The following is a 23,941-nucleotide window of genomic DNA, read 5'->3' as shown; positions in this document are numbered from 1 at the left end:
CTGCCCTTCGCTATGGCTCCGGGCGTTCGTCGCTGAAAAAGCCAAATCGTTGGCTTTTTCTCGGCCATTGGCCGACCTCTCCTCACCCCCCTCAAGGGGGGAGAAAAGCATCTGCCGCGCCTTGTCGATTGCCATGTATTCGAGTTGGCCGCCGCCGATCGTGCCAAAACTTGCCGCGCCCGAGACGAGCATGAAGGCGCCCTTCTCGCGCGGCGTCGAACCTTTTGTCCCGGCCACCTCGACCAGGGCGACCCGGCTGGCGTCGGCAAGAAAGGCTTTCAAGCTTTGCACTTTCGAGGTCATCATTCGCATTCCCTATCGGGAAATATAGAGTTTTCGGCCTGAATTGCACGCTTTCTGGGATTCCAAAGACTGGTCACGTGCTGCTCTTGGCTTCCCTCTTCAGCCGTTCGATCGCCATCAGCACACGCTCCGGCGTCGCCGGTGGATCGAGGCGCGGGCAGATCCGGTGGTCGGCAACGCTCGCCACCGCATCCGACAGAGCATGCAGCACCGACATGCCGAGCGGGAGCGGCGGCTCGCCGACCGCCTTGGAGCGGTGCACCGTCGGCTCGTGCGCCTCAGGCCAGTCGGCCAGCGTCACGTTAAAGATCTTCGGTCGGTCCGAGGCCAAGGGGATTTTGTAGGTCGACGGCGCATGGGTGCGCAGCCGGCCCTTGTCGTCCCACCAAAGTTCCTCCGTCGTCAGCCATCCCATGCCTTGGATGAAGCCGCCCTCGACCTGGCCGAGGTCGATGGCGCGGTTCAGCGAGCGGCCGGTCTCGTGCAGGATGTCGGTGCGCTCGACCATGTATTCGCCGGTCAGCGTATCGACCGACACTTCCGAGCACGCGGCGCCGTAGGCGAAATAGTAGAAGGGGCGACCCTCGCCCTTGTCGCGATCCCAGTGGATTTTCGGCGTCTTGTAGAAGCCCGCCGCCGAAAGCTGGATGCGCGCCATGTAGGCCTGCCTGACGAGATCGGCGAAGGCGATCTCCTGGTTGCCGATGCGCACCCGGTTGGGCAGGAACAGCACCTGGTCGCGCGGCACCTGGTATTGTTCGGCGGCGAAATTGGTCAGCCGCTCTTTGATCTGCCGGGCTGCGTTCTGCGCCGCCATGCCGTTGAGGTCGGAACCTGACGACGCGGCGGTCGCCGAGGTGTTCGGCACCTTGCCGGTCGTCGTTGCGGTGATCTTGACCTGGTCGAGGTCGATCTGGAACTCTTCCGCCACAACCTGCGCCACCTTGACGTAGAGGCCCTGCCCCATTTCGGTGCCGCCATGGTTCAGATGCACCGAACCGTCGGTGTAGACATGCACCAGCGCGCCGGCCTGGTTGTAATGCGTAGCGGTGAACGAGATGCCGAATTTGACCGGCGTTAGCGCCAATCCGCGCTTGATGAAGCGGCTGTTGGCGTTGAAGGCTTCAATGGTGCGGCGACGCCGCGCATAGTCGCAACTCGCCTCCAGTTCGGCGACGATGCGGTGGATGATGTTGTCTTCGACCGTCTGGTGATAGGGCGTGACGTTGCGGTCTGAGGTGCCATAAAAGTTCTTCTTGCGGATCTCGAGCGGGTCCTTGCTAACGGCAAAGGCGACCTCGTCGATGACGCGCTCGGCCCCGACCATGCCTTGCGGCCCGCCGAAGCCGCGGAAGGCGGTGTTCGACACGGTGTTGGTGTAGAGCGGTGCCGATTGCGCATGAACCGCCGGCCAGAAATAGGTATTGTCGCAGTGGAACAGCGCGCGATCGGTGACCGGGCCTGAAAGGTCCGCCGAGAAGCCGCAGCGCGCCGCGAACATGAAATCGACGCCGAGAATATTGCCCTCGTCGTCGAAGCCAACCTCGTAATCGACCAGAAAGTCGTGGCGCTTGCCGGTGGCGATCATGTCGTCGTCGCGGTCGGGCCGGATTTTCACCGCGCGGTGGTGTTTTTTCGCAGCAATCGCCGCGAGCGCGGCAAACTGGTTGCCTTGCGTTTCCTTGCCGCCAAAGCCGCCGCCCATACGGCGGATCTCGACCGTGACGGCATGGCTTGGCACGCCGAGCGCATGGCTGACCATGTGCTGGACTTCGCTCGGATGCTGGGTGGAGGAATAAATCGTGACGTCCTGATCCTCGCCGGGAATGGCCATGGCGATCTGGCCTTCGAGATAAAAATGGTCCTGACCGCCGATGCGCATTTTTCCCTTCAGCCGGCGCGGCGCCGCTTTGATCGCAGCCGCTGCATCGCCGCGCCTCAGGGTCAGCGGCGGCGTGACCAGCTTGTCCTTGCTGGGATCGAGCACGCCGACGTCGGTGACGAAAGGCAATTCCTTGTATTCGACCTTGGCCAGCCTTGTGGCGCGGCGCGCCTGCTCGCGCGTTTCGGCGACGACGCAGAAGATCGGCTGGCCAAAGAATTGTACCTTGCCGTCGGCCAGCACCGGCTCGTCGTGACGGCCGGTCGGCGAAATGTCGTTTTCACCCGGCACGTCGCTCGCCGTCAGCACGTCGACGACCCCGGGTGCTGCGCGCACCGCCGACAGGTCCATGCTGGTGATGGTGGCGTGCGTGGCCGTCGAAAGCCCGAGGCAGCCATGCAGCGTGCCTGATGATTCCGGCATGTCGTCGATATAGACGGCTGTGCCGCTGACATGCTTGTGCGCAGAATCATGGCGCTGGTCGGCAGCAACGCCACCGGAAATTTTTTGCGCCTTGAGGTTGGGAGCGTGCTTGGTCATCACGCCGCCTCGTACCGCGAAACCTGGAACGGCGCCTTGGTGCCGCTGGTCTCGGCAAAGAAGCGCAACAGCAGGTTCCGTGCCGCTAGCGCCCGGTATTCGGCGCTCGCCCGCATGTCGGTCAGCGGGGTGAAATCCCTGGCATATTCGGCCATCGCCGCGTCGACTGTCGCCTCGGTCCAAGGCCTGCCGAGCAACGCCTTTTCCACGCTGAAAGCCCGCTTGGGCGTTGCCGCCATGCCGCCATAGGCGATGCGCACCTCCGCCACCGTGCCCTCCTTGGCCAGGGTCAGCAGGAATGCGCCAAGTGCTGCGGTGATGTCCTCGTCACGGCGCTTGGTGATCTTGTAAACCGCAAACTTCGTGCCTTTCGCGGGTACCGGGACATGCACGGCCTCGACGAACTCGCCCGGCTGCCGGTCCTGCTTGCCATAGGCGACAAAGAAATCTTCGAGCGAGATCGTCCGCCGCTTGTTGCCCCGGCGCAGCGTCAGCCGCGCACCGAGTGCAATCAGCGGCGGTGGCGTGTCGCCGATCGGCGAGCCATTGGCGATGTTGCCGCCGATCGTACCCATATTGCGCACCTGATCGCCGCCGATGCGATCGAACAGCGGCCCGAGCGCCGGGATGCGTTTCGCCAGCGTCGAAAACGCCTCCGTATAGGTGACACCGGCGCCGATCGAGATGACGCCCTCATCTTCGGAAATCGCGCAGAGCCCGTCGAGATTGCCGATGAAGATCGCCGGCGAAATCTCACGCATATGCTTGGTCACCCACAGGCCGACATCGGTCGAACCGGCAACGATGGTGGCGCCCGGCTCCTTGTCCAGCACGGCGGCGAGGTCGTCGGCATCGGCCGGCACGACCAGCCGCTGCTTGCCGGCGCCGATCTCGATGCGCTCGCCGTCTTTCATGGCCGCAAGCTTCTCGGCGATCGCCTTGCGCTCCGCAGCCAGCGGGTCCTTTGCCGCCTTGCCGTAGCTGAAGATGGCACGCGCGGCGCGGACAATCGCCTCGTAGCCGGTGCAGCGGCAGAGATTACCCTGCAGCGCCTTTTCGATGGCCGCATCCGACGGCTCCGGCGACCGCATCCACAGAGCGTAAAGCGACATGACGAAGCCCGGCGTGCAGAAGCCGCATTGCGAGCCGTGAAAGTCGACCATGGCCTGCTGCACCGGATGCAGCCTATCGCCGTCGCCACGCAGATGCTCGACGGTCACGACATGCGTGCCATCGAGCGAACCGAGGAAGCGGATGCAAGCATTGACGCTTTCATACACCAGCCGGCCGGCTGAGAGCCTTCCGATCAGCACGGTGCAAGCGCCGCAATCGCCTTCGGCGCAGCCTTCCTTGGTGCCTCGCAGCGTGCGCTCGGCCCTCAGCCAGTCTAGCAAGGTCTCCTCAGGCGCGACCCTGGTCAGCGCAACATGCTCGCCATTGAGGATGAAGCGTATCTCATTGCGTGTCTTGAGCCCGGCCATGTGTCAGCTCCCTCGGTAAGTCGAATAGCCGTAGGGCGATATAAGCAGCGGCACATGATAGTGCACCAGCTCGGCCATGCCGAAGCGGATCGGCACGCTGTCGAGGAAGGCCGGTTCCGGCAGCCTCAATCCCTGCCGGCGCAGATAGTCGCCGGCCGCGAAGACCAGCTCGTATTCGCCGGTGCGGAATTCCGCGTCGGCAAGCAGCGGCGCGTCACAGCGGCCGTCGGCATTGGTGACCGTCGTCTTCAGATGCGTCCGCATATCGTCGTTGATGCGGTAAAGCTCGATCGACAGACCTGCCGCCGGCCGGCCGGTCGCGGTGTCGAGGACATGGGTCGTCAGACGTCCGCCTTCGGCTTTCGACGTTTCCGCCACTGGCTGCTCCCATTCCCGGTACAGTCGAACATGCCCGGTACAGCCGAACATGTTTGACGAATTGTGCGCCAATTAAAGGCGATGCATAAGTCCCGGTCGAGCGGAGTGCTGCAAAAACACTTTCAAAATTTTCAGGGGAATGCGCAAGCGGCGCTTTCGACTATCCTGATCACACAATCCAGCAGGAGCAACGATGCGGTACGAACGAGACATGCGCGGCTACGGCGCCAATCCGCCGGATCCGAAGTGGCCCGGCGGGGCGCATGTCGCAGTGCAGTTCGTCGTCAATTACGAGGAAGGCGGCGAGAACTGCGTCCTGCATGGCGACAAGGCTTCGGAAGCCTTCCTGTCCGAGATCGTCGGCGCCGCGCCATGGCCCGGGCAGCGCCACCGGAACATGGAATCGATCTACGAATATGGCGCCCGCGCCGGCTTCTGGCGATTGCTGCGCCTGTTCACCGAGGCTGAAGTACCGGTCACCTGCTACGGCGTCGCCACAGCGCTGGCGCGCTCGCCCGACCAGGTCGCAGCGATGCAGGAGGCCGGCTGGGAAATCGCCTCGCACGGGCTGAGATGGATCGACTACCGCGACCATGCGCCGGAGGACGAGCGCCGCGACATGGAAGCGGCGATCCAGCTGCACTACGAGGTCACTGGGGCGCGGCCGGCAGGCTGGTACACCGGCCGCACGTCGATCAACACCGTGCGGCTGGCGGCGGAAGAAGGCGGCTTCGACTATGTGTCGGACACTTATGACGACGAGTTGCCCTACTGGTTCGAGCATGACGGGCCGGACGGGTCGACAAAGCCGCAGCTCATCATCCCCTATACGCTCGATGCCAACGACATGCGCTTCGCCACGCCGCAGGGCTTCAACTCGGGCGACCAGTTTTTTGCCTATCTCAGGGATAGTTTCGACACGCTCTACGCCGAGGGCAAGGCAGGCAGGCCGCGCATGATGAATATCGGCCTGCACTGCCGCCTCGTCGGCCGGCCGGGCCGGGCCGCGGCACTCAAGCGCTTCGTCGACTACGTCAGATCGCACGACAGGGTCTGGTTGGCACGGCGCATCGATATCGCCAGGCACTGGCAAGAGACCCATCCGTTCCGGCGGCCGGCGCTGCGCCCGTCGAAAATGGAGTTCGAGGCCTTCGTCCATGCATTCGGTGGGGTGTTCGAGCATTCGCCGTGGATCGCCGAGCGCGCCTACGAGTTGGAGCTCGGCCCAGCGCATGACAGCGCCGGCGGTCTCCACATGCGCTGTGCCGTGTCTTTCGCGGCGCCAGCGAGGCCGAGCGGCTCTCCGTGCTCAAGGCCCATCCCGACCTCGCCGGCAAACTGGCGCAGGCCAAGCGGCTGTCGGCGGAATCGACGAGGGAACAGGCTTCCGCCGGGCTCGACGCGCTGACCGACAAGGAGCGCGAGTTGTTCTCCAAACTCAATGCCGCCTACGTCGCTTCCTTTGGCTTTCCCTTCATTATCGCCGTGAAAGGCAAGACCAAGGCGGAAATCCTGGCGGAGTTCGAGGCGCGCAGCGGCAACAGCCACGACGTTGAATTCGACACCGCCTGCAAACAGGTCGAGCGCATCGCACTGCTCCGCCTTAGGGACATACTCCCGCGATAGGCTTTGGCTTCCGCAATAGGCTTTGAACTTATGGATATGGTGTGAAAATGGCCGACCGATTCTACTACGCGCCGCAGGGCGGCCACCCCGGCCAGAGTGAGCTGCTGACCGGCCGGGCTGTCTTCACCGAGGCCTATGCGGTCATTCCAAGGGGCGTGATGCAGGACATCGTCACCAGCGCCCTGCCATTCTGGGAAAAGACCCGCGTCTGGGTGCTGTCGCGCCCGCTGTCGGGGTTCGCCGAGACGTTTTCGCAATATATCGTCGAGGTCGCGCCCGGCGGCGGCAGCGACCGGCCTGAACCGGATGCCGGCGCCGAAGGCGCCTTGTTCGTGGTTGAGGGCGAGCTGACCGTTTTGCTGGCTGGCGAGAAACATGTCCTGCAGCCGGGTGGCTTTGCTTTCATGCCGCCGGCCAGCGGATGGACCGTTCGCAACGAGAGCGGTGCTGCTGTCCGCTTCCACTGGATCCGCAAGGCTTACGACGCCGTCGAGGGCATCGATGTCCCGCAAGCCTTCTTCGCCAAGGAACGAGACATCGCGCCCACGCCGATGCCGGGCACCGAAGGCAGATGGGCGACGACGCGCTTCGTCGATCCGGCCGACATGCGCCACGACATGCATATCACCATCGTCACGCTTGGGCCGGGCGCGGTCATCCCGTTCGCCGAGACTCATGTGATGGAGCACGGGCTCTACGTGCTGGAAGGCAAGGCGGTCTACCGCCTCAACCAGGACTGGGTCGAGGTTGAGGCCGGCGACTATATGTGGCTGCGCGCCTTCTGCCCGCAGGCCTGCTATGCCGGCGGTCCCGGAAAATTCCGGTACCTGCTTTACAAGGACGTCAACCGGCATGCCAAGCTTGGCGGCGCCGGCGTCGCGAGGCGCGCGCCATGACCCGAATCGTCGCCCGGCCGCTGACCCGCGAGACCTTCGCCGAATTCGGCGACGTCATCGATATGGGCGGCGACAATCACTATCCGATCAATGGCGACAAGGCCGAGCGCTATCACGACCTCGCCACCGCCGAAGCGTTGGGGCCGAATGCGCGCGTGCTGATCTCCATGGTGCGCGGCACGCCTTACGATTTTCCGCTGAAGCTCACCATGGTCGAGCGTCACCCGTTCGGCAGCCAGGCTTTCATCCCGCTGTCGCCACGGCCGTTCCTGGTCGTCGTCTGCCATGATGGCGACGACGACGGCCCTGGTGAGCCGCACGCCTTCATCACCGCGCCCGGGCAAGGCGTCAACTATCCGCGCAATCGGTGGCACGGCGTGCTGACGCCGATCGGCGAGGCCCAGGACTTTCTCGTCGTCGACCGCGGTGGCGACGGCTCCAATCTCGAAGAGTGCCATTTCTCGCACGCCTACGAGATCGATCTCCCCGACGGGACCGCCTGATGGCCGACGTCTCGCTGATCGATCGCCTGCTCGACGTGATCGAGCACGACATCATACCGAAGACCACCGAAGGCGTCGCCGACGGCAATAAGCTGTTCGGCGCGGCGATCCTGAGAAAGGATGATCGCTCGCTGGTGCTCGCCGAAACCAACAACGAGACGGAAAGTCCGCTCTGGCATGGCGAGGTGCATTGCCTAAAGCGGTTCTATGAAATGCCGAAGGCCGAGCGCGTCGATACCAGGGACGCGATCTTCCTCGCCACGCACGAACCCTGCTCGCTGTGCCTGTCGGCGATCACCTGGACCGGTTTCGATAATTTCTACTATCTGTTTTCGCACGAAGATTCGCGCGACAGCTTCGCCATCCCCCACGACCTGAAGATCTTGAAGGAGGTCTTCACCCTCGACCCCGGTGGCTACAATGCCGAGAACGCCTATTGGAAGAGCTTTTCGATCCGCAAACTGGTGCGGTCGTTGTCCGAGGCCGAGCGCCAGCGGCTGGAAGCGAGAATCGGCAAGATCGCCGAGCGCTACGACGAATTGTCCGGCGCCTATCAGGCGAGCAAGGCCGAAAACGACATTCCGTTGAATTGACGCGGATTGACCAGCCGAATTCGTTGGCTGGCCCACGACGCGGCAGGCTCGGGCTCCATCATGCGGCCAGCCAGGAGCGCCGCATGAAAACCGTCACAGAATTTCCCCGCAAGGTCGTCGAATTTCCTGACATGGGCATCGTCATGCCGGATGGCTGCCGGCTGTCGGCGCGGGTATGGATGCCGGCCGATGCTGCCGACGGTCCGGTGCCGGCGATCCTCGAGCACCTGCCCTACCGCAAGCGCGACGGCACGATCTTTCGCGATCAGCTGACGCATCCCTATTTCGCGGGCCACGGCTACGCATCGATCCGCGTCGACATGCGTGGCAATGGCGATTCCGAAGGGCTGATGGATGACGAATATTCCGAGCAGGAATTGCAGGACGCTTGCAACGTGATTGCCTGGGCGGCGGCCCAGCCCTGGTGCAACGGCAGTGTCGGCATGATGGGCATCTCCTGGGGCGGCTTCAACTGCCTGCAGACGGCTGCCAAGCAGCCGCCGGCGCTAAAGGCAGTCATCAGCCTGTGCTCGACCGTCGACCGCTATGCCGACGACATCCACTACAAGGGCGGCTGCCTGCTGATCGAGAATTTCGGCTGGGCCTCGACCATGCTGTCCTATTCCTCGCGGCCGCCGGATCCGCTGCTGGCCGGCGACGTCAGGTGGCGCGACCTGTGGCTGACCCGGCTGGAGAATCAGCCCTTCCTGGCGCCGCTGTGGCTGAAGCATCAGCACCGCGACGCCTATTGGAAGCGCGGCTCGATCTGCGAGGACTATTCGGCCATCCAAGCTGCGGTGCTGTCGATCGGCGGCTGGCATGACGGCTATCGAAATACCATTTCCCATCTCGCCGCCAATATCGAGGCGCCGGTCAAAGGGATCGTTGGTCCCTGGATCCACAAATACCCTCACTATGCCGCACCCGAACCGCGCATCGGCTTCCTGCAGGAGGCCTTGCGCTGGTGGGACCGCTGGCTGAAGGACATCGACACCGGCGTCGAGGGCGACCCGGCCTACCGCGCCTATGTCATGGACAGCGTCCGCCCCGCACGGTGGCATCCGGAGCGGCCGGGCCGCTGGGTCGCGGAACCGGTGTGGCCGTCGTCTGATATCAAGACGCAGGAAGTCGAGCTGATCGCAGAAGGCAGCAAGCCGATCATAGTGGCTTCACTGCAAAGCTGCGGCCTTGCCGGCGGCGAATATTTTCCCTTCACGTTCGGCCCGGAATTGCCCGGCGAGCAGCGCCCCGACGATGCACTATCGGTGTGTTTCGACCAGCCGGCGCTGACTGAGGCGATCGACATTGTCGGCGCACCGGAAGTGCTGGTCAGGGTTTCGTCCGACCGGCCTCAAGCGAACATCGCCATCCGGCTGTGCGATGTGCATCCCGACGGCGCATCGGAGCTGATCTCCTACGGCGTGCTCAACCTGACGCACCACAACTCGCACGAATTCCCGCAAGCGCTGGTGCCGGGCGAAACTGTCAGCGCCCGGGTGGTGCTCGACCAATGCGCCTATCGCGTGCCATCAGGCCATCGCCTGCGTATTGCCGTTTCGAACGCCTACTGGCCGATGATCTGGCCATCTCCGGAACCGGTCCGGCTCGACCTGTCGGCGGCGACGCTGAAATTGCCGCTGCGCCCGCTGGCGCAAGGCGATGAAGTCACGTTCCCCACGCCCGAGGCAGCATCGCCTTGGGCGACCGAAACGATCCGCGCTGCCAATTCCGAACGTCATGTCGATCGCGACGAGAAGACCGGAATTGTCACGCTTTCCATCGTCGACGATTTCGGCGAGGTGCGCGATCTGGAGCATGGCCTCGCCAATGGCAGCATCGCGCGAGAGACATGGGCGATCAATCCCGACGATCCGCTGTCAGCGTCGGGCAAGACGCATTGGACGCAGACGCTGTCGCGAAATGGATGGTCGGTGCGCACCGAAACCTTCGCCGAGATGCGGTCCGACGCGCAAAACTTCATGGTTAACGCCAGAATCGAAGCCTATGAAGGCGAGAAACTGGTTTTCGAGCGCAATTTCGAAGAGACAATCCCGCGCGCTCTGCTTTGAGCGCTTATGCGGATTGATCCAATTGCGACGTACGATTTACGCCACGGCATGTCGCATTCGGTCTTGCTTACGGCGTTCCGTTGCGGTCATTATTCTCCTCACAAAGAAACGATAAAAAACGACCACAAGGTCGAACCAACAGAGTGAGGAACTCAACATGTCGAACGAACTGGAATTTCTTAGCCGGCGCGTCGCATCCGGCAAACTGAGCCGTCGTGATTTTCTCGGCAGGGCGGCAGCACTCGGCGTCACCGCGACCTTTGCCAATTCGCTGCTTTCAAGTGCAGCGCGCGCCGCGGGTCCGGTCAAGGGCGGCACGCTGAAGGCCGGCCTGGTCGGCGGCGAATCCACCAACAGCCTTGATCCGGCCCTGTTCATGACGCAGGTGCCGTTCGCCTTCGGCAAGATGTGGGGCGAACTGATCGTCGAGCTGTCTCCGGAAGGCAGTCTCGAGAACCGCATTGCCGAGGAGATCGGCTCGTCGGACGACGCCAAGGTCTGGACGCTGAAGATCCGCGACGGCATCGAATTCCACAATGGCAAGACGGTGACCGCCGAGGACGTGGCGGCCACGCTCGAACGCCATTCGGACGAGAAATCGAAGTCGGGCGCGCTCGGCTACATGAAGGGCATCGAGAGCATCAAGGCCAGCGGCAAGGAAGTCGTGCTGACGCTGAAGGAAGCCAATGCCGACCTGCCCTATCTGCTCAGCGACTACCATTTGATCGTCCAGCCCAATGGCGGCAAGGACAAGGCCGATGCCGGCATCGGCGCCGGGCCTTACAAGATCACCACCAACGAGCCCGGCGTGCGCCATGGCGGCGAGCGCTTTGCCAATTACTGGCAGGGCGACAAGATGGGCCATGCCGATCAGATCGAGATCATCGTCATCAACGATGCCACCGCGCGCACCTCGGCCCTGCAGGGCGGCCAGGTCAACATGATCAACCGCGTCGAGCCGAAGATCGTCGACCTGATCAAGCGCCTGCCCGGCGTCACCATCCGCAACCATGCGGGGCCGGGTCACTACGTCTTCATCATGCATTGCAACACGGCGCCGTTCGACAACAACGACCTGCGCATGGCGCTAAAGCTGGCGATCGACCGCGAGGAGATGCTTGACAAGGTTCTCAGAGGCTATGGTTCGCTCGGCAACGACTTCCCGATCAATGCGTCCTATCCGCTGTTCACCGAAATCGAGCAGCGCAAGTATGATCCCGACAAGGCCAAGTTCCACTTCAAGAAGTCGGGGCACGACGGGGCGGTGCTGCTCAGGACCTCGGACGTCGCCTTCCCCGGCGCCGTCGACGCCTCCCAGCTTTTCCAGCAGAGCGCCGCCAAGGCCGGCATCCAGATCGAGCTCAAGCGTGAACCGGGCGACGGCTACTGGAACGAAGTCTGGAACAAGCAGCCCTTCTGCGCCTCCTACTGGGGCGGCCGCTCGACGCAGGACCAGATGTATTCGACCGCCTATCTGTCGACGGCCGACTGGAACGATACGCGTTTCCTGCGTCCGGATTTCGACAAGATGGTGCTGGCGGCCCGCGCCGAGCTCGACGAGAACAAGCGCAAGGCGATGTACCACGACATGGCTGTCCTTTTGCGCGACGAGGGCGGCCTGATCCTGCCGATGTTCAACCAGTTCATCGACGCGACGGGCGCCAAGGTCGCCGGCTGGGTCGACGATCCGCATCAGGAGCTGATGAACGGCTACGCACTGGCAAAGTGCTGGCTCGAAGCCTGAGCCTGGCCTTGCGGATATGTCCTCACCCATCGTGAAACTGGTGGCCCAGCGCATTGCGCTGGGCATCCTCTTGCTGTTGGCCGTATCGGTCCTGATCTTCGCCGGAACCCAGATCCTGCCCGGCGATGTCGCGCAAGCCATCCTTGGGCAGTCGGCGACACCGGAATCGCTCGCCAATCTGCGCGAGCAGCTCGGCCTCAACGATCCCGCCTTTATCCGCTATTTCCGCTGGCTCGCCGGCGTCGTGACCGGCGACCTCGGCACAGCGATGTCGAGCGGTCAGGATATTGCGACGTCGATCCAGGGGCGGCTATGGAACACGCTGTTCCTCGCCTTCTGGGCGGCGGTCGTGGCCGTGCCGCTGGCGATCATCCTCGGCCTGATTGCAGTGCGCTACCGCAATGGCTGGGTCGACAAGCTGATCTCCGGACTGGCGCTTGCCTCGACGTCGTTTCCCGAATTCTTCATCGGCTACGTGCTGGTTTATTTCTTTGCCGTGAAATACCAGATCTTTCCCGGCATCTCGACCGTCTATGACGGAATGCCTTTCGGCGAGCGCCTGCAGGCGATCATGCTGCCGGCGGCGGCACTGACGCTGGTGGTGCTCGCCCACATGATGCGCATGACGCGCGCCGCGATCCTCAATGTCATGCAGTCGGCTTATGTGGAAACCGCCGAGCTCAAGGGGCTTTCGGCATTTTCCGTCATCCGCAGGCATGCCTTCCCCAATGCGATTGCCCCGATCATCAACGTCGTCATGCTCAACCTCGCCTATCTCATCGTCGGCGTCGTCGTGGTCGAAGTGATCTTCGTCTATCCGGGCATGGGGCAATACCTCGTCGACCATGTCACCAAGCGCGACGTGCCGGTGGTGCAGGCGGTCGGCCTGATCTTCGCCGCCGTCTACATCAGCCTGAACATCATTGCGGACATAGCGGCGATCGTTGCCAATCCGCGTCTCAGACATCCGAAATAGGGGAGCGGGCATGCTCGACATAAAACGCATCCCCATCCCTGCGCTGATCGGCCTGCTTCTGACGGCGCTGTTCGTGCTGGCAGCGATCTTCGCGCCCTGGATCGCGCCGTACGGCAATGGCGAGATCGTCGGCGACGTCTGGGGACCGATGTCGGCGACACATTGGCTGGGCACCGACAATCTCGGCCGCGACCTCCTTTCGCGTATGATCTACGGCGCCCGCATCACGCTGTTCATCGCGGTGCTGGCCACCGCGCTGTCCTTCTCGCTCGGCGCCATCCTCGGCTTCTCGGCGGCGGTTTTCGGCGGCTGGTTCGACACGCTTATGTCGCGTCTCGTCGATCTCCTGATGTCGATCCCGACGCTGATCATGGGCCTGGTCGTGCTCTCGGTGCTGCCAACCAATCTGGTGACGCTGATCCTGGTCATGGGTATCCTCGACTCGACCCGCGTCTACCGCCTGTCGCGAGCGGTCGCCGTCGACATAAACGTCATGGATTTCGTCGAGGCGGCCAAGCTGCGCGGCGAAGGCAGCATGTGGATCATCTTCCGCGAGATCCTGCCCAATGCGTTGTCGCCGCTGGTTTCGGAACTCGGCCTGCGCTTCATCTATGCGGTGCTGTTCCTGTCGACGCTGTCCTTCCTCGGCCTCGGCGTGCAACCGCCTAGCGCCGATTGGGGCGGCATGGTCAAGGAAAACAAGGACGGCATCGTTTTCGGCATAGCGGCGGCACTCATCCCTGCGGCGGCGATCGCGATGCTGGCGATTTCCGTCAACCTTGTCGCCGACTGGGTGCTCAACCGCACGACAAGCCTCAAGGGAGGGCGCGGGTAATGGCCGACCAGCGACCAAAGTCCATGCTGCTCGACATCCGCAATCTGCGCATCGAGGCCACGGTGTTCCCGCCGGGCGAGGCGCCCAAGAATATCGTGCTGGTCCACGACGTCTCGTTGACGCTCGAAAAGGGCAAGGTGCTCGGCCTGATCGGCGAGTCCGGCGCCGGCAAGTCGACCATCGGCTTGGCGTCGATGGGCTATGGCCGCGGCGGCGTGCGTATCACCGGCGGCGAGGTCATCCTCAACGGCCGCGACATCCTCAAGGGCGGCAAGGAGGGCTTTCGCAAGCTGCGCGGCCGCGAGGTCTGCTATGTCGCGCAATCGGCTGCCGCCGCCTTCAACCCGGCGCACAGACTGATGGACCAGGTGGTCGAGGCGACGCTGCTGCATGGCACGGCGGCACGAGCCGCGGCCGAAAAACGCGCCGTCGCGCTGTTCAAGAAGCTCAGCCTGCCGAACCCCGAAAGCATCGGCGAGCGCTTTCCGCACCAGGTGTCCGGCGGCCAGCTGCAGCGTGTGATGACAGCGATGGCGCTGTGCTCCGAGCCCGACCTGATCGTCTTCGACGAGCCGACCACGGCGCTCGACGTGACGACGCAGATCGACGTGCTGGCGGCGATCAAGGACGCCATCCGCGACACCCATGTCGCCGCGCTCTACATCACTCACGATCTTGCCGTCGTTGCCCAGGTCTCGGACGAGATCATGGTGCTGCGTCACGGCCGGCTGGTCGAATGGGGCGGCACCCGCCAGATCATCAAGGAACCGCGCCAGGAATACACCAATGCGCTGGTCTCGGTGCATGAGATCGAGCACCAGGAGCAGAAGCCCGGCACGACGCCGTTCCTGTCTGTCAAGAACATCACCGCCGCCTATGGCCGCAGCCATATCAAGGTGCTGAAGAACGTCTCGGTCGACATCTATCCGGGCCAGACGCTGGCTGTCGTCGGCGAGTCCGGTTCGGGCAAGTCGACACTGGCGCGCGCCATCACCGGCCTTCTGCCGCCCGAAGAGGGCACCGTCACCTTCGATGGACGTCCGCTCGCCAACCGGCTCGCCGACAGGCCCAAGGAGGATCTGCGGCAATTGCAGATGATCTACCAGATGGCCGACGTGGCGATGAACCCACGCCAGACCGTCGGCACAATCATCGGCCGGCCGCTCGAATTCTATTTCGGTCTGCGTGGAAGACAGCGTGACGCCCGCGTCGCCGAGCTGCTCGACAAGATCGAAATGGGCAAGGGTTTCATCGACCGCTACCCGGCCGAGCTTTCCGGGGGGCAGAAGCAGCGCGTCTGCATCGCCCGCTCGCTCGCCGCCAAGCCGAAGCTGATCATCTGCGACGAGGTGACCTCGGCGCTCGACCCGCTGGTGGCCAACGGCATCCTGAAACTGTTGCTCGAGCTGCAGAAAGAGGAAAACGTCGCCTATCTGTTCATCACCCACGACCTCGCCACGGTGAAGTCGATCGCCGATTCGATCGCGGTGATGTATCGCGGCGAGGTGGTGCGCTACGGCGCGAAAAGCCAGGTGCTGGCGCCGCCGTTCGATGCCTACACCGACCTTCTCTTGTCCTCAGTCCCCGAAATGGAGATCGGCTGGCTGGAAAAGGCGATCAAGGGACGGCGCATGGCCAGCGCGGGCAATTAGACACCCCGTGGCGCTGACGACAAAACTTCTGCTGATCATCCTCGACGGCGTGCCTTACCGCAACTGGCGCCGGCTGATGGGCAATCTCGAAGGCTGGGTGCAATCGGGCGAAGCGCGCATCTGGAAGATGCGTTCCGTGCTGCCGTCGACCTCGGCCTGCTGCTATGCCTCGATCCACACCGGCGTGGCGCCGCAGGTGCATGGTATCCTGACCAACGAGAACCGGTTTCGCGTCGAGCAACCGGATATCTTCTCCGAGGTCAGCAAGGCCGGTGGCAAGACCGGCGCGGTCACCCATTCCTACTGGTCCGAATTCTTCCGGGCCTATCCTTTCGATCTGGTCGAGGATATGGAATTCGACGAGCCGGGCGGGCCGATCACGTATGGCCGTTTCCACACGATGACCGGCTACAACGCCCGCAACCAGATGACGCCGAGCGACATCGACCTGTTCGCGACGCTGACCATGCTGACCAGGCGCCACGGCATCGACTACGGCATCCTGCATACCTGCACACTGGACTCGATGGGCCACCGCTTCGGCCACGACTGCCACGAGATGGACCATGCCGTTTATGCGATGGACGGCATGCTGGCCACCTTCCTGCCGCGCTGGCGGGAAGCCGACTACGAGGTGATCGTCACCGCCGATCACGGCCAGACCGATCGCGGCCATCATGGCGGCCATGACGACGATATGCAGGATTTTGCTCTGTATTATTTCGGACAGGGCAAGGGTCCGGAGGCCGATACGCTGCTCGACCAGCTGCAGCTTGCGCCGACGGTGCTTGCGCGCCTTGGCGTGCCGGTGCCCGCGACAATGAAGGCCAAGCCGTTCCTCGACTGATTCGCGTCTCACTTCTCCTCCTTGTGCGAAAAGGAATTTGCGCGTCTTTGGCAACGTTGCCGCTCTTCGGCTAGGCTCCGGAAAAATCCTGGGCGGAAGTGGTGAACCGTTTTGCCCCGATCAGCGCAGACAGAAGCGCCACGGCCGTGAATTTCGGCCCCAAGGGCAGGGACAAAGATTTCAACTACGGCCTGCTGGTCACCAAGGCGGCCGAGGCTGCGATGGTATAGCTCTGGCGCTTTGGGGTTGTGTTGATTCAGGTCAGGTCGAGCCGAAACCAGTGCGCTGGGCCCGGGCTCCGGCGACCGATCCCCTTACCACCAGATCGACCGGCCAGACTTCGCCGCGGGCGCCCTCCTCCAATCCGGAAATCCGCGCCGCCAGCCGCTCGGCGACGCGCGCGCCGGCCAAACGGATCGACGAACGCGTCGTGGACAACGGCACCGAAAAATTTTCCGGCTTCAGCCAGGGGAAGACGTCGTCATGGGCGATCAGCGACAGGTCGCCGGGGATGGTCAGGCCGAGATCGCGCGCCGCCCGCACGACGCCGAGCGCCATGATCAGGCTCGAGCAGGCGATCGCGGTCGGCGCATCGCTGCGCTCAAGCAGCCGTCTGGCGGCGCGGTAGCCGTTCTCCTCGGTCATGGCGAGGGAACAGACATGGCCTTCGCCTAGGGCCAGACCGCTCGCCGCCAGCGCCCGGCGCACGCCACGCTCGCGGTGAATGGCGAAGGTCTCGCGGTCGTCGCCGTTGATCAGCGCCAGCCGCCGGTGACCGAGCTGGACGAGCAGCCGAGCCGCCTCGTGGAACGCGCCCTCATTGTCGATGTCGGTGTAGGGGTAGTCGAAATCGAGCCCTTCGCTGCGGCCATGGACGATGAAGGGGATGCCGAGCGTGCTGACCAGCGCCACCCGCCGGTCGGCCGGCCTCGGCGATGAGACGTAGACGGCGTCGACCTGCCGGTTGGCGACAATGCGCCGGTAGGTCGTCTCCTGGTCGTCGGCATCGGCCGGTGACAGCACCAGGTCGAGTTCGTGCGAACGGGCGTAGTCGCCGAGACCCGACAGGAATTCGACGAAATGCGGGTCGATGTCGACGGCCGTCCCGGTCGGCAAGACATAACCGATCATCCCGGTCTTGCCGGTTGCCAGCCGGCGCGCGCTCGGGTTGGGGCGGTAGCCGTGGCGCTTGGCGGCGTCGATCACCCGCCGCCGCGTTTCCTCGTTGACTTCCGGGTAGCCGTTCAGCGCACGGCTTACCGTTGTCTGCGAAAGCGCCAGTCGCTGGGAAAGCTGTTTGAGGTTCACCGGAGGCCTCCAAGCCTCAAAGCGCTTTTAACTAGGATTGTCGGCCCGGCCACGGCAGCGCTGCTGCATCTAAGACCATAAGCACTGTTTCCGACCGGTTTGAAGCAAAATTTGCTGCTGCTGCGCATTTAGTTGCTCCTTATGTCGGCAGAATTAAATCGATTAGCCTGTCTCCCTCTTGACTCCTGATCCATTCAGTGGCGTCATCGAAAAGAACCAAAGCGCTTTGGAAGACTCTTCGAAAGGTTGCGGTTCCTTTCCGACTGAGTCACAGTCCTGCGGCGTCGGCGGACGGAATGGAGGTTCCGTCCGGTGTTTGTCACCACTGGGAGGGAATACCTATGACGAAAATGCTTCTGCTGAGCGCCGCTTTTGTCACGCTCGCCCTGGGCGCACCGGCGCAAGCCGAACTGAAGTTCAAGCCGGGTGAGGACCCCCGCTTCAACTGGGCGAACTACGAAGAGCTCAAGAAGGTCGACCTCAAGGGCGAGACGCTATCGATCTTCGGGCCATGGCGCGGCGAGGACGAGGGCCTTGTGCGCACCGTTCTCGACTATTTCTCGGAGGCCACCGGCGCTGAGATCAAATACTCGTCGTCGGAAAATTACGAGCAGCAGATCGTCATCGACACGCAGGCCGGGAGCCCGCCCAACATCGCGGTGCTGCCGCAGCCGGGCCTAATCCAGGATCTGGCGTCCAAGGGCCTGCTGACGCCGCTCGGTGATGACACCGCCAACTGGATCAAGGACAATTACGGCGCCGGCCAGTCATGGGTCGACCTCGGCACCTTCAACGACAAGGACGGCAAGCCGGGCTTCTTCGCCTTCCCCTACAAGGCCGACGTGAAATCGCTGGTCTGGTACTCGCCGGACAATTTCGAGGAAGCAGATTACGAGGTGCCGAGGACGCAGGAAGAGCTCGCCGAGCTTGAAAAGAAGATCATCGCCGACGGCGGCACGCCATGGTGCATCGGGCTCGGTTCGGGCGGCGCCACCGGCTGGCCGGCGACCGACTGGGTCGAGGACATCATGCTGCGCACGCAGACGCCCGAGACCTACGACAAGTGGGTGAAGAACGAGATCCCATTCAACGATCCCGCGGTGGTCAACGCCATCGACATTTTCGGCAAGATCGCGACCGACGACAAGATGGTCGACGGCGGCGCCAAGGCGGTGGCGGCGACCGACTTCCGCGACAGCCCGAAAGGCCTGTTCTCGGTGCCGCCGAAATGCTATTTGCACCATCAGGCGTCGTTCATCCCGACCTTCTTCCCGGAAGGCACTGAGATCGGCCAGGACGCCGACTTCTTCTACTTCCCACCTTATGCTTCCAAGCCCGACCTCGGCACCCCGGTGCTCGGCGCCGGCACGCTGGCCATGATCACCAAGGATAGCAAGAGTGCCCGCGCGTTCATAGAATTCCTGAAGATGCCGCTCGCCCATGAGATCTGGATGGCCCAGGGCGGTTTCGTGACGCCGTTCAAGTCGGTCAACAAGGAGGCCTATGCCAGCGACGCGCTGAAGAAGCAGGGCGAAATCCTTGCCGAGGCCTCGACCTTCCGCTTCGACGGGTCCGACCTGATGCCGGGCAAGATTGGCGCCGGCGCCTTCTGGACCGGCATGATCGATCTCGTCGGCGGCAAGTCCGCCCAGGATGTCGCCACTGACATCCAGAAGAGCTGGGACGCGATCAAGTAGGCGGTCCCGGCTGAACGTGCGGACTGCCGATCCTGAATGGATCCGGACCTCAGTGGCCCGGATCCGACCGGCGGCCCGCGCCGCAGCAATCTTTGTTTATGAGCACATTCCGGCATGACGCGCGACCAGCAAGACTAGAACCCCGCCTTGCATTCGGTCGCGTTCCAAACAATTGAATCGGCGCATGATCCCGTCGCCAAAGCCATTCTCGACTGGCGGATCATGCGCAGAGGGAGAGACCCGTGGCGGCTCAGATTTTCTCGGCCATATTCGTCATCATCGTCGGCGTCGGCGTTTGCGTCGCCTATTTCTGGGGCGCCAACAAGCTGATGGACATCATCTTCCCGTCGCGCGGTGTTGCAGGTGCTGCGGCCATCGACAATCTGCGCCGGCAGGGGATGATCCGGCCGTGGCTGTTCGTCGGCCCGGCCATGATCATCCTCACCATCTACCTGATCTACCCGGTCGTGGAGACGCTCAGGCTGTCGTTCCTTGATCGCGGTGGCGCCAACTTCGTCGGCTTCGCCAATTATGAATGGGCGTTCGGCGACCGCGAGTTCCGCACCTCCATCCTCAACAACATCATGTGGCTGGCGGTCGTGCCTGCCGCCTGCACTTTCCTCGGGCTGATCATCGCCGTCCTCACCGACAAGATCTGGTGGGGCACCATCGCCAAGAGCCTCATCTTCCTGCCGTTGGCCATCTCGTTTGTCGGCGCCAGCGTCATCTGGAAATTCATCTACGAGTATCGCGGCGCCGGCCAGACGCAGATCGGCCTGTTCAACGCCATCATCCAGTATTTCGGCGGCCAGCCGCAGGTCTGGATATCGCTGCCGTTCTGGAACAATTTCTTCCTGATGATCATCCTGATCTGGATCCAGACCGGCTTTGCCATGGTTATCCTGTCCTCGGCCTTGCGGGGTATCCCCGAAGAGACGCTGGAAGCGGCCGTCATCGACGGCGCCAATCCGTTCCAGATCTTCTGGAAGATCATGGTGCCGCAGATCTGGGGCACGATCGCCGTCGTCTGGACCACCATCACCATCCTGGTGCTGAAGGTTTTCGACATCGTGCTGACCATGACCAATGGCCAATGGAACAGCCAGGTGCTGGCCAATCTGATGTTCGATTGGATGTTCCGCGGCGGCGGCGATTTCGGCCGCGGCGCTACCATCGCCATCATCATCATGATCGCGGTCATTCCGATCATGGTCTGGAACATCCGCCAGGCCAACAAAGAAACGGGAGGACATTGAGATGGCCGTGGCGACCGGAAAGTCCTTTGCCAGCCGTTTCGGCGTCCATATCGCTGTCTTCATCTTCGTCGCGATCTGGACCGTGCCGACGCTCGGCATTCTCGTCTCGTCGCTGCGTGACAAGGATCAGATCATCGCCTCGGGCTGGTGGAACTCGTTCGCCAGTTCCACCCAGACGGAAGCGGGCCGGCTGCCACCCGCCTCGGCGCAAGTCGAGAAGGACGGCAAGTTCGTCCTCGAGGGCAACATCTTCGGCGACGATCCGGCCCGCGACATCAGCGCCTTCGGCGTCAAGTCGTCGGCACCGACGCAATATCCCGCCGGCACGACAGCCGATCTCGGCGACGGCGAGACCTTGCAGCTCAATGCCGACGGCAGTTTCGTCATGACCTCAACGAAGCCGTTTGAGGGCGAGCGCGGCCAGCGCGTCTACTACGCCTCGTCGGCGCCGCCGAAATTCACCACCGAAAATTACAATACGGTGCTGTTTTCGGAAGGTATCGGCCGCTCCTTCATGAATTCGCTGACCGTCACCATTCCGGCGACGGTCATCCCGATCCTGATCGCGGCGTTCGCGGCCTATGCGCTGGCCTGGATGCGCTTTCCCGGCCGGGCATTGCTCATCGCGGTGATCATCGGCCTCTTGGTCGTGCCGCTGCAGATGTCGCTGATCCCGCTGCTGAAGCTTTACAACGGCGTCGGCAGCTTCTTCGGCGTGCCGTCGAAAACCTATCTCGGCATCTGGCTGGCGCATACCGGCTTCGGCCTGCCCTTCGCCATCTATCTCCTCAGAAGCTACATTGCCGGCCTGCCGCGCGAAATCATGGAGTCGGCGCGCATCGACGGCGCCAGCGATTTCGAGATCTTCGTCAAGATCGTGCTGCCGCTGTCGTTCCCGGTGCTGGCCTCCTTCGCCATCTTCCAGTTCCTGTGGGTGTGGAACGATCTGCTGGTCGCGATGGTTTTCCTCGGCACCGAGGGCGACCAGATCGTGCTGACCGCCAAGCTCAACGCGTTGCTCGGCTCGCGCGGCGGCGACTGGGAGATCCTGACGACATCGGCTTTCATCACCATTGTCGTGCCGCTGATCGTGTTCTTTTCGCTGCAGCGCTATTTCGTCCGCGGGCTGCTCGCCGGCTCGGTCAAAGGGGGTTGAGATCATGCAATCCGCTGTGAAAGCAACGTTGAGCCCCGACCTCGCCGTCGACCGCGACTGGTGGCGAGGTGCCGTGATCTACCAGATCTATCCGCGCAGCTATCAGGACTCGAACGGCGACGGCATCGGCGACCTCAGGGGCATCAACCGCAGGCTGCCCTATATCGCGGCGCTCGGCGTCGATGCCATCTGGATCTCGCCGTTCTTCAAGTCGCCGATGAAGGATTTCGGCTACGACGTATCAGACTATTGCGACGTCGATCCGATGTTCGGCACGCTGGCCGATTTCGATGCCCTGACCGCCGAGGCGCACAGGCTCGGGCTCAAGGTGATGATCGACGAGGTGCTGTCGCATACCGCCGACATCCATCCGTGGTTTAGGGAAAGCCGCTCGAGCCGCACCAACCCGAAGGCGGACTGGTATGTCTGGGCCGACGCCAAGCCCGACGGCACGCCACCCAACAACTGGCTGTCGATCTTCGGCGGCTCGGCCTGGCAGTGGGACACCAGCCGCCAGCAATATTACCTGCATAATTTCCTGGCCGAGCAGCCCGATCTCAACTTCCACAGCCGGGCGGTCCAGGATGCGCTGCTCGATGTCACCCGCTTCTGGCTGGAGCGCGGCGTCGACGGCTTCCGCCTCGACACAATCAATTTCTACTTCCACAGCCAGGGCCTGGAGGACAATCCGCCGCTGCCGCCCGAAGAGCGCAACGACCAGACCGCTCCTTCCGTCAACCCTTACAACTACCAGGACCATCTCTACGACAAGAGCCGCCCCGAAAATCTCGGCTTCCTCGAACGCTTCCGCGCGCTGCTGGACGAATATCCGGCGACGGCGGCGGTCGGCGAAGTCGGCGATTCGCAGCGCGGGCTCGAGGTGGTGGCGGCCTATACCGTCGGCAGCAAGCGGGTGCACATGTGCTATTCGTTCGACTTCCTGGCGCCCGAAAAGATCAGCGCGGCAAAGGTGCGTTCGGTGCTGGAAGCCTTCGGCAAGGTTGCCAGCGACGGCTGGTCGTGCTGGGCCTTCTCCAACCATGACGTGATGCGCACTGCCTCGCGCTGGGCGGCGGGCGAGGCCGACCAGACCGCTTATCTCAAGGTGATCTCGGCGCTGCTGATGTCGCTGCGCGGTTCGGTCTGCATCTATCAGGGCGAGGAACTTGGCCTTGGCGAAGCGGAATTGCAATTCGAGGACCTGCAGGACCCCTACGGCATCCGCTTCTGGCCGGAGTTCAAGGGCCGCGACGGCTGCCGCACGCCGATGGTCTGGAATGGCGCGGACGGCAATGGCGGCTTCTCCAAGGCGAGGCCTTGGCTGCCCGTGCCCGCCAAGCACCTTTCGCAAGCGGTCGATGTGCAGCAGGGCGACGACAGCTCGCTGCTCGAACACTACCGGCGCTTTCTCGCTTTCCGCCGTTTGCATCCGGCGCTGGCCAAGGGCGAAATAGACTTCATCGAAAGCCAGGGCGATACGGTCGCCTTCACGCGCCGCGAGGGCAACGAGCAGATCGTCTGCGCCTTCAATCTCGGCAGCCGACCGGCCGAAATCGATCTCGGCGGACGCTCGCTGCAGCCCTTGCCGGGGCACGGGTTTTCGGGACAAACTGGCGTCGGCTCTATCCGCCTCGGTGGCTACGGCGCCTGGTTCGGGCGTGTCAACTGAATTTGCAATTCACTGGAGGGAATCATGGCCGATGTCATGCTAAGGCAAGTGAAGAAATCATACGGCAATCTCAACATTCTCCACGGCATCGACCTCGACATAAAGTCGGGCGAGTTCATCGTCTTCGTCGGCCCTTCCGGCTGTGGCAAGTCGACCTTGCTGCGGTCCATCGCCGGGCTTGAGGAAATCACCTCCGGGGAGCTCAGGATCGACGGCGAGGTGGTCAACGACGTGCCGCCGTCGAAGCGGGGCATCGCCATGGTGTTCCAGTCCTATGCGCTCTATCCGCACATGACCGTCTACGACAACATGGCGTTCTCTATGAAGATCGGCAAGGAGAGCAAGGCAGAGATCGACAAGCGAGTGCGCCAGGCCGCGGAAATCCTGCAGCTGACAAAATATCTCGACCGCCTGCCCAAGGCGATGTCGGGCGGCCAGCGCCAGCGCGTCGCCATCGGCCGCGCCATCGTGCGCAACCCGAAGGTTTTCCTGTTCGACGAGCCGCTGTCGAACCTCGACGCGGCACTGCG

Annotated in this window: 20 protein-coding genes and 1 pseudogene; 16 read left to right on the top strand and 5 right to left on the bottom strand. The window is 63.1% G+C overall.

Annotated elements, in window-relative coordinates; all coding sequences use genetic code 11:
- The 4 genes from EOA85_RS05345 to uraH form a co-directional block, all read right to left on the bottom strand.
- Positions 1-303: XdhC family protein (locus EOA85_RS05345; RefSeq protein ID WP_281033707.1), on the bottom strand; the 303-nt coding region annotated here is incomplete at its 3' end.
- 73 nt (positions 304-376) lie between these two features.
- Entirely contained in the window at positions 377-2,725 is a 2,349-nt protein-coding gene (gene xdhB, locus EOA85_RS05340) for a xanthine dehydrogenase molybdopterin binding subunit (protein WP_127208627.1), read from the bottom strand.
- Positions 2,725-4,206 carry a xanthine dehydrogenase small subunit gene (gene xdhA / locus EOA85_RS05335; protein WP_127208626.1) on the bottom strand — a complete coding sequence of 494 codons (1,482 nt, stop codon included), beginning with the start codon at positions 4,204-4,206 and terminating at the stop codon, positions 2,725-2,727. The genes xdhB and xdhA overlap by 1 nt, the downstream gene beginning before the upstream one ends.
- Positions 4,207-4,209: 3 nt before the next feature.
- A complete protein-coding gene (gene uraH / locus EOA85_RS05330; RefSeq protein ID WP_029347558.1) occupies positions 4,210-4,584 on the bottom strand; it encodes a hydroxyisourate hydrolase in 375 nt (124 codons plus the stop codon).
- A 193-nt stretch (positions 4,585-4,777) separates the two neighbouring features.
- Here uraH and puuE point away from each other — a divergent pair.
- The 11 genes and pseudogenes from puuE (at position 4,778) to EOA85_RS39790 (ending at position 16,555) form a co-directional block, all read left to right on the top strand.
- A pseudogene (gene puuE, locus EOA85_RS05325) lies at positions 4,778-6,210 on the top strand (allantoinase PuuE).
- A gap of 47 nt (positions 6,211-6,257) precedes the next feature.
- Complete coding sequence (locus tag EOA85_RS05320) at positions 6,258-7,106, top strand: bifunctional allantoicase/(S)-ureidoglycine aminohydrolase (protein WP_127208625.1); 849 nt, start codon at positions 6,258-6,260, stop codon at positions 7,104-7,106.
- Complete coding sequence (locus EOA85_RS05315) at positions 7,103-7,609, top strand: ureidoglycolate lyase (protein ID WP_127208624.1); 507 nt, start codon at positions 7,103-7,105, stop codon at positions 7,607-7,609. The genes EOA85_RS05320 and EOA85_RS05315 overlap by 4 nt, the downstream gene beginning before the upstream one ends.
- A complete protein-coding gene (locus EOA85_RS05310) occupies positions 7,609-8,202 on the top strand; it encodes a nucleoside deaminase (protein WP_065006105.1) in 594 nt (197 codons plus the stop codon). The genes EOA85_RS05315 and EOA85_RS05310 overlap by 1 nt, the downstream gene beginning before the upstream one ends.
- Before the next feature lie 83 nt (positions 8,203-8,285).
- Positions 8,286-10,271 carry a CocE/NonD family hydrolase gene (locus tag EOA85_RS05305; protein ID WP_127208623.1) on the top strand — a complete coding sequence of 662 codons (1,986 nt, stop codon included), beginning with the start codon at positions 8,286-8,288 and terminating at the stop codon, positions 10,269-10,271.
- A gap of 157 nt (positions 10,272-10,428) precedes the next feature.
- Complete coding sequence (locus tag EOA85_RS05300) at positions 10,429-12,015, top strand: ABC transporter substrate-binding protein (RefSeq protein WP_127208622.1); 1,587 nt, start codon at positions 10,429-10,431, stop codon at positions 12,013-12,015.
- Positions 12,016-12,031: 16 nt separating this feature from the next.
- On the top strand, positions 12,032-12,991 hold the full coding sequence (locus EOA85_RS05295) for an ABC transporter permease (RefSeq protein ID WP_127208621.1): 960 nt from the start codon (positions 12,032-12,034) through the stop codon (positions 12,989-12,991).
- 10 nt (positions 12,992-13,001) lie between these two features.
- A complete protein-coding gene (locus tag EOA85_RS05290) occupies positions 13,002-13,826 on the top strand; it encodes an ABC transporter permease (protein ID WP_065006108.1) in 825 nt (274 codons plus the stop codon).
- Positions 13,826-15,478: an ABC transporter ATP-binding protein gene (locus tag EOA85_RS05285; protein WP_065006109.1), complete on the top strand. Its 1,653-nt coding sequence runs from the start codon at positions 13,826-13,828 to the stop codon at positions 15,476-15,478. The genes EOA85_RS05290 and EOA85_RS05285 overlap by 1 nt, the downstream gene beginning before the upstream one ends.
- 7 nt (positions 15,479-15,485) lie before the next feature.
- On the top strand, positions 15,486-16,325 hold the full coding sequence (locus tag EOA85_RS05280; RefSeq protein WP_127208620.1) for an alkaline phosphatase family protein: 840 nt from the start codon (positions 15,486-15,488) through the stop codon (positions 16,323-16,325).
- A gap of 101 nt (positions 16,326-16,426) precedes the next feature.
- Entirely contained in the window at positions 16,427-16,555 is a 129-nt protein-coding gene (locus EOA85_RS39790) for a hypothetical protein (protein WP_281033706.1), read from the top strand.
- Between the two features lie 31 nt (positions 16,556-16,586).
- On the opposite strand, the gene EOA85_RS05275 is transcribed toward EOA85_RS39790, so the two are convergent.
- Positions 16,587-17,633, bottom strand: a complete 1,047-nt coding sequence (locus EOA85_RS05275; protein WP_127208619.1) for a substrate-binding domain-containing protein — start codon at positions 17,631-17,633, stop codon at positions 16,587-16,589.
- Positions 17,634-17,974: 341 nt separating this feature from the next.
- Here EOA85_RS05275 and EOA85_RS05270 point away from each other — a divergent pair, with 341 nt between their 5' ends.
- From EOA85_RS05270 to EOA85_RS05250, 5 genes are all read left to right on the top strand, one after another.
- Positions 17,975-19,330, top strand: a complete 1,356-nt coding sequence (locus EOA85_RS05270; RefSeq protein ID WP_029347540.1) for an ABC transporter substrate-binding protein — start codon at positions 17,975-17,977, stop codon at positions 19,328-19,330.
- Between the two features lie 242 nt (positions 19,331-19,572).
- Positions 19,573-20,586: a sugar ABC transporter permease gene (locus EOA85_RS05265; protein ID WP_127208618.1), complete on the top strand. Its 1,014-nt coding sequence runs from the start codon at positions 19,573-19,575 to the stop codon at positions 20,584-20,586.
- Between the two features lies 1 nt (position 20,587).
- Entirely contained in the window at positions 20,588-21,742 is a 1,155-nt protein-coding gene (locus EOA85_RS05260; protein WP_127208617.1) for a carbohydrate ABC transporter permease, read from the top strand.
- 4 nt (positions 21,743-21,746) lie between these two features.
- The gene (locus EOA85_RS05255) at positions 21,747-23,411 is read left to right on the top strand and encodes an alpha-glucosidase (protein ID WP_127208616.1); all 1,665 of its coding nucleotides are present in this window, start codon (positions 21,747-21,749) and stop codon (positions 23,409-23,411) included.
- 24 nt (positions 23,412-23,435) lie between these two features.
- The coding region (locus EOA85_RS05250; protein ID WP_127208615.1) for an ATP-binding cassette domain-containing protein at positions 23,436-23,941 on the top strand (506 nt) is incomplete at its 3' end.

The sequence above is a fragment of the Mesorhizobium sp. M5C.F.Ca.IN.020.29.1.1 genome (assembly GCF_003997375.1).
Classification (GTDB): Bacteria; Pseudomonadota; Alphaproteobacteria; order Rhizobiales; family Rhizobiaceae; genus Mesorhizobium; species Mesorhizobium wenxiniae.
Note: the sequence above shows the minus strand (reverse complement) of the source record. Positions and strands in the feature narration are given on the sequence as shown.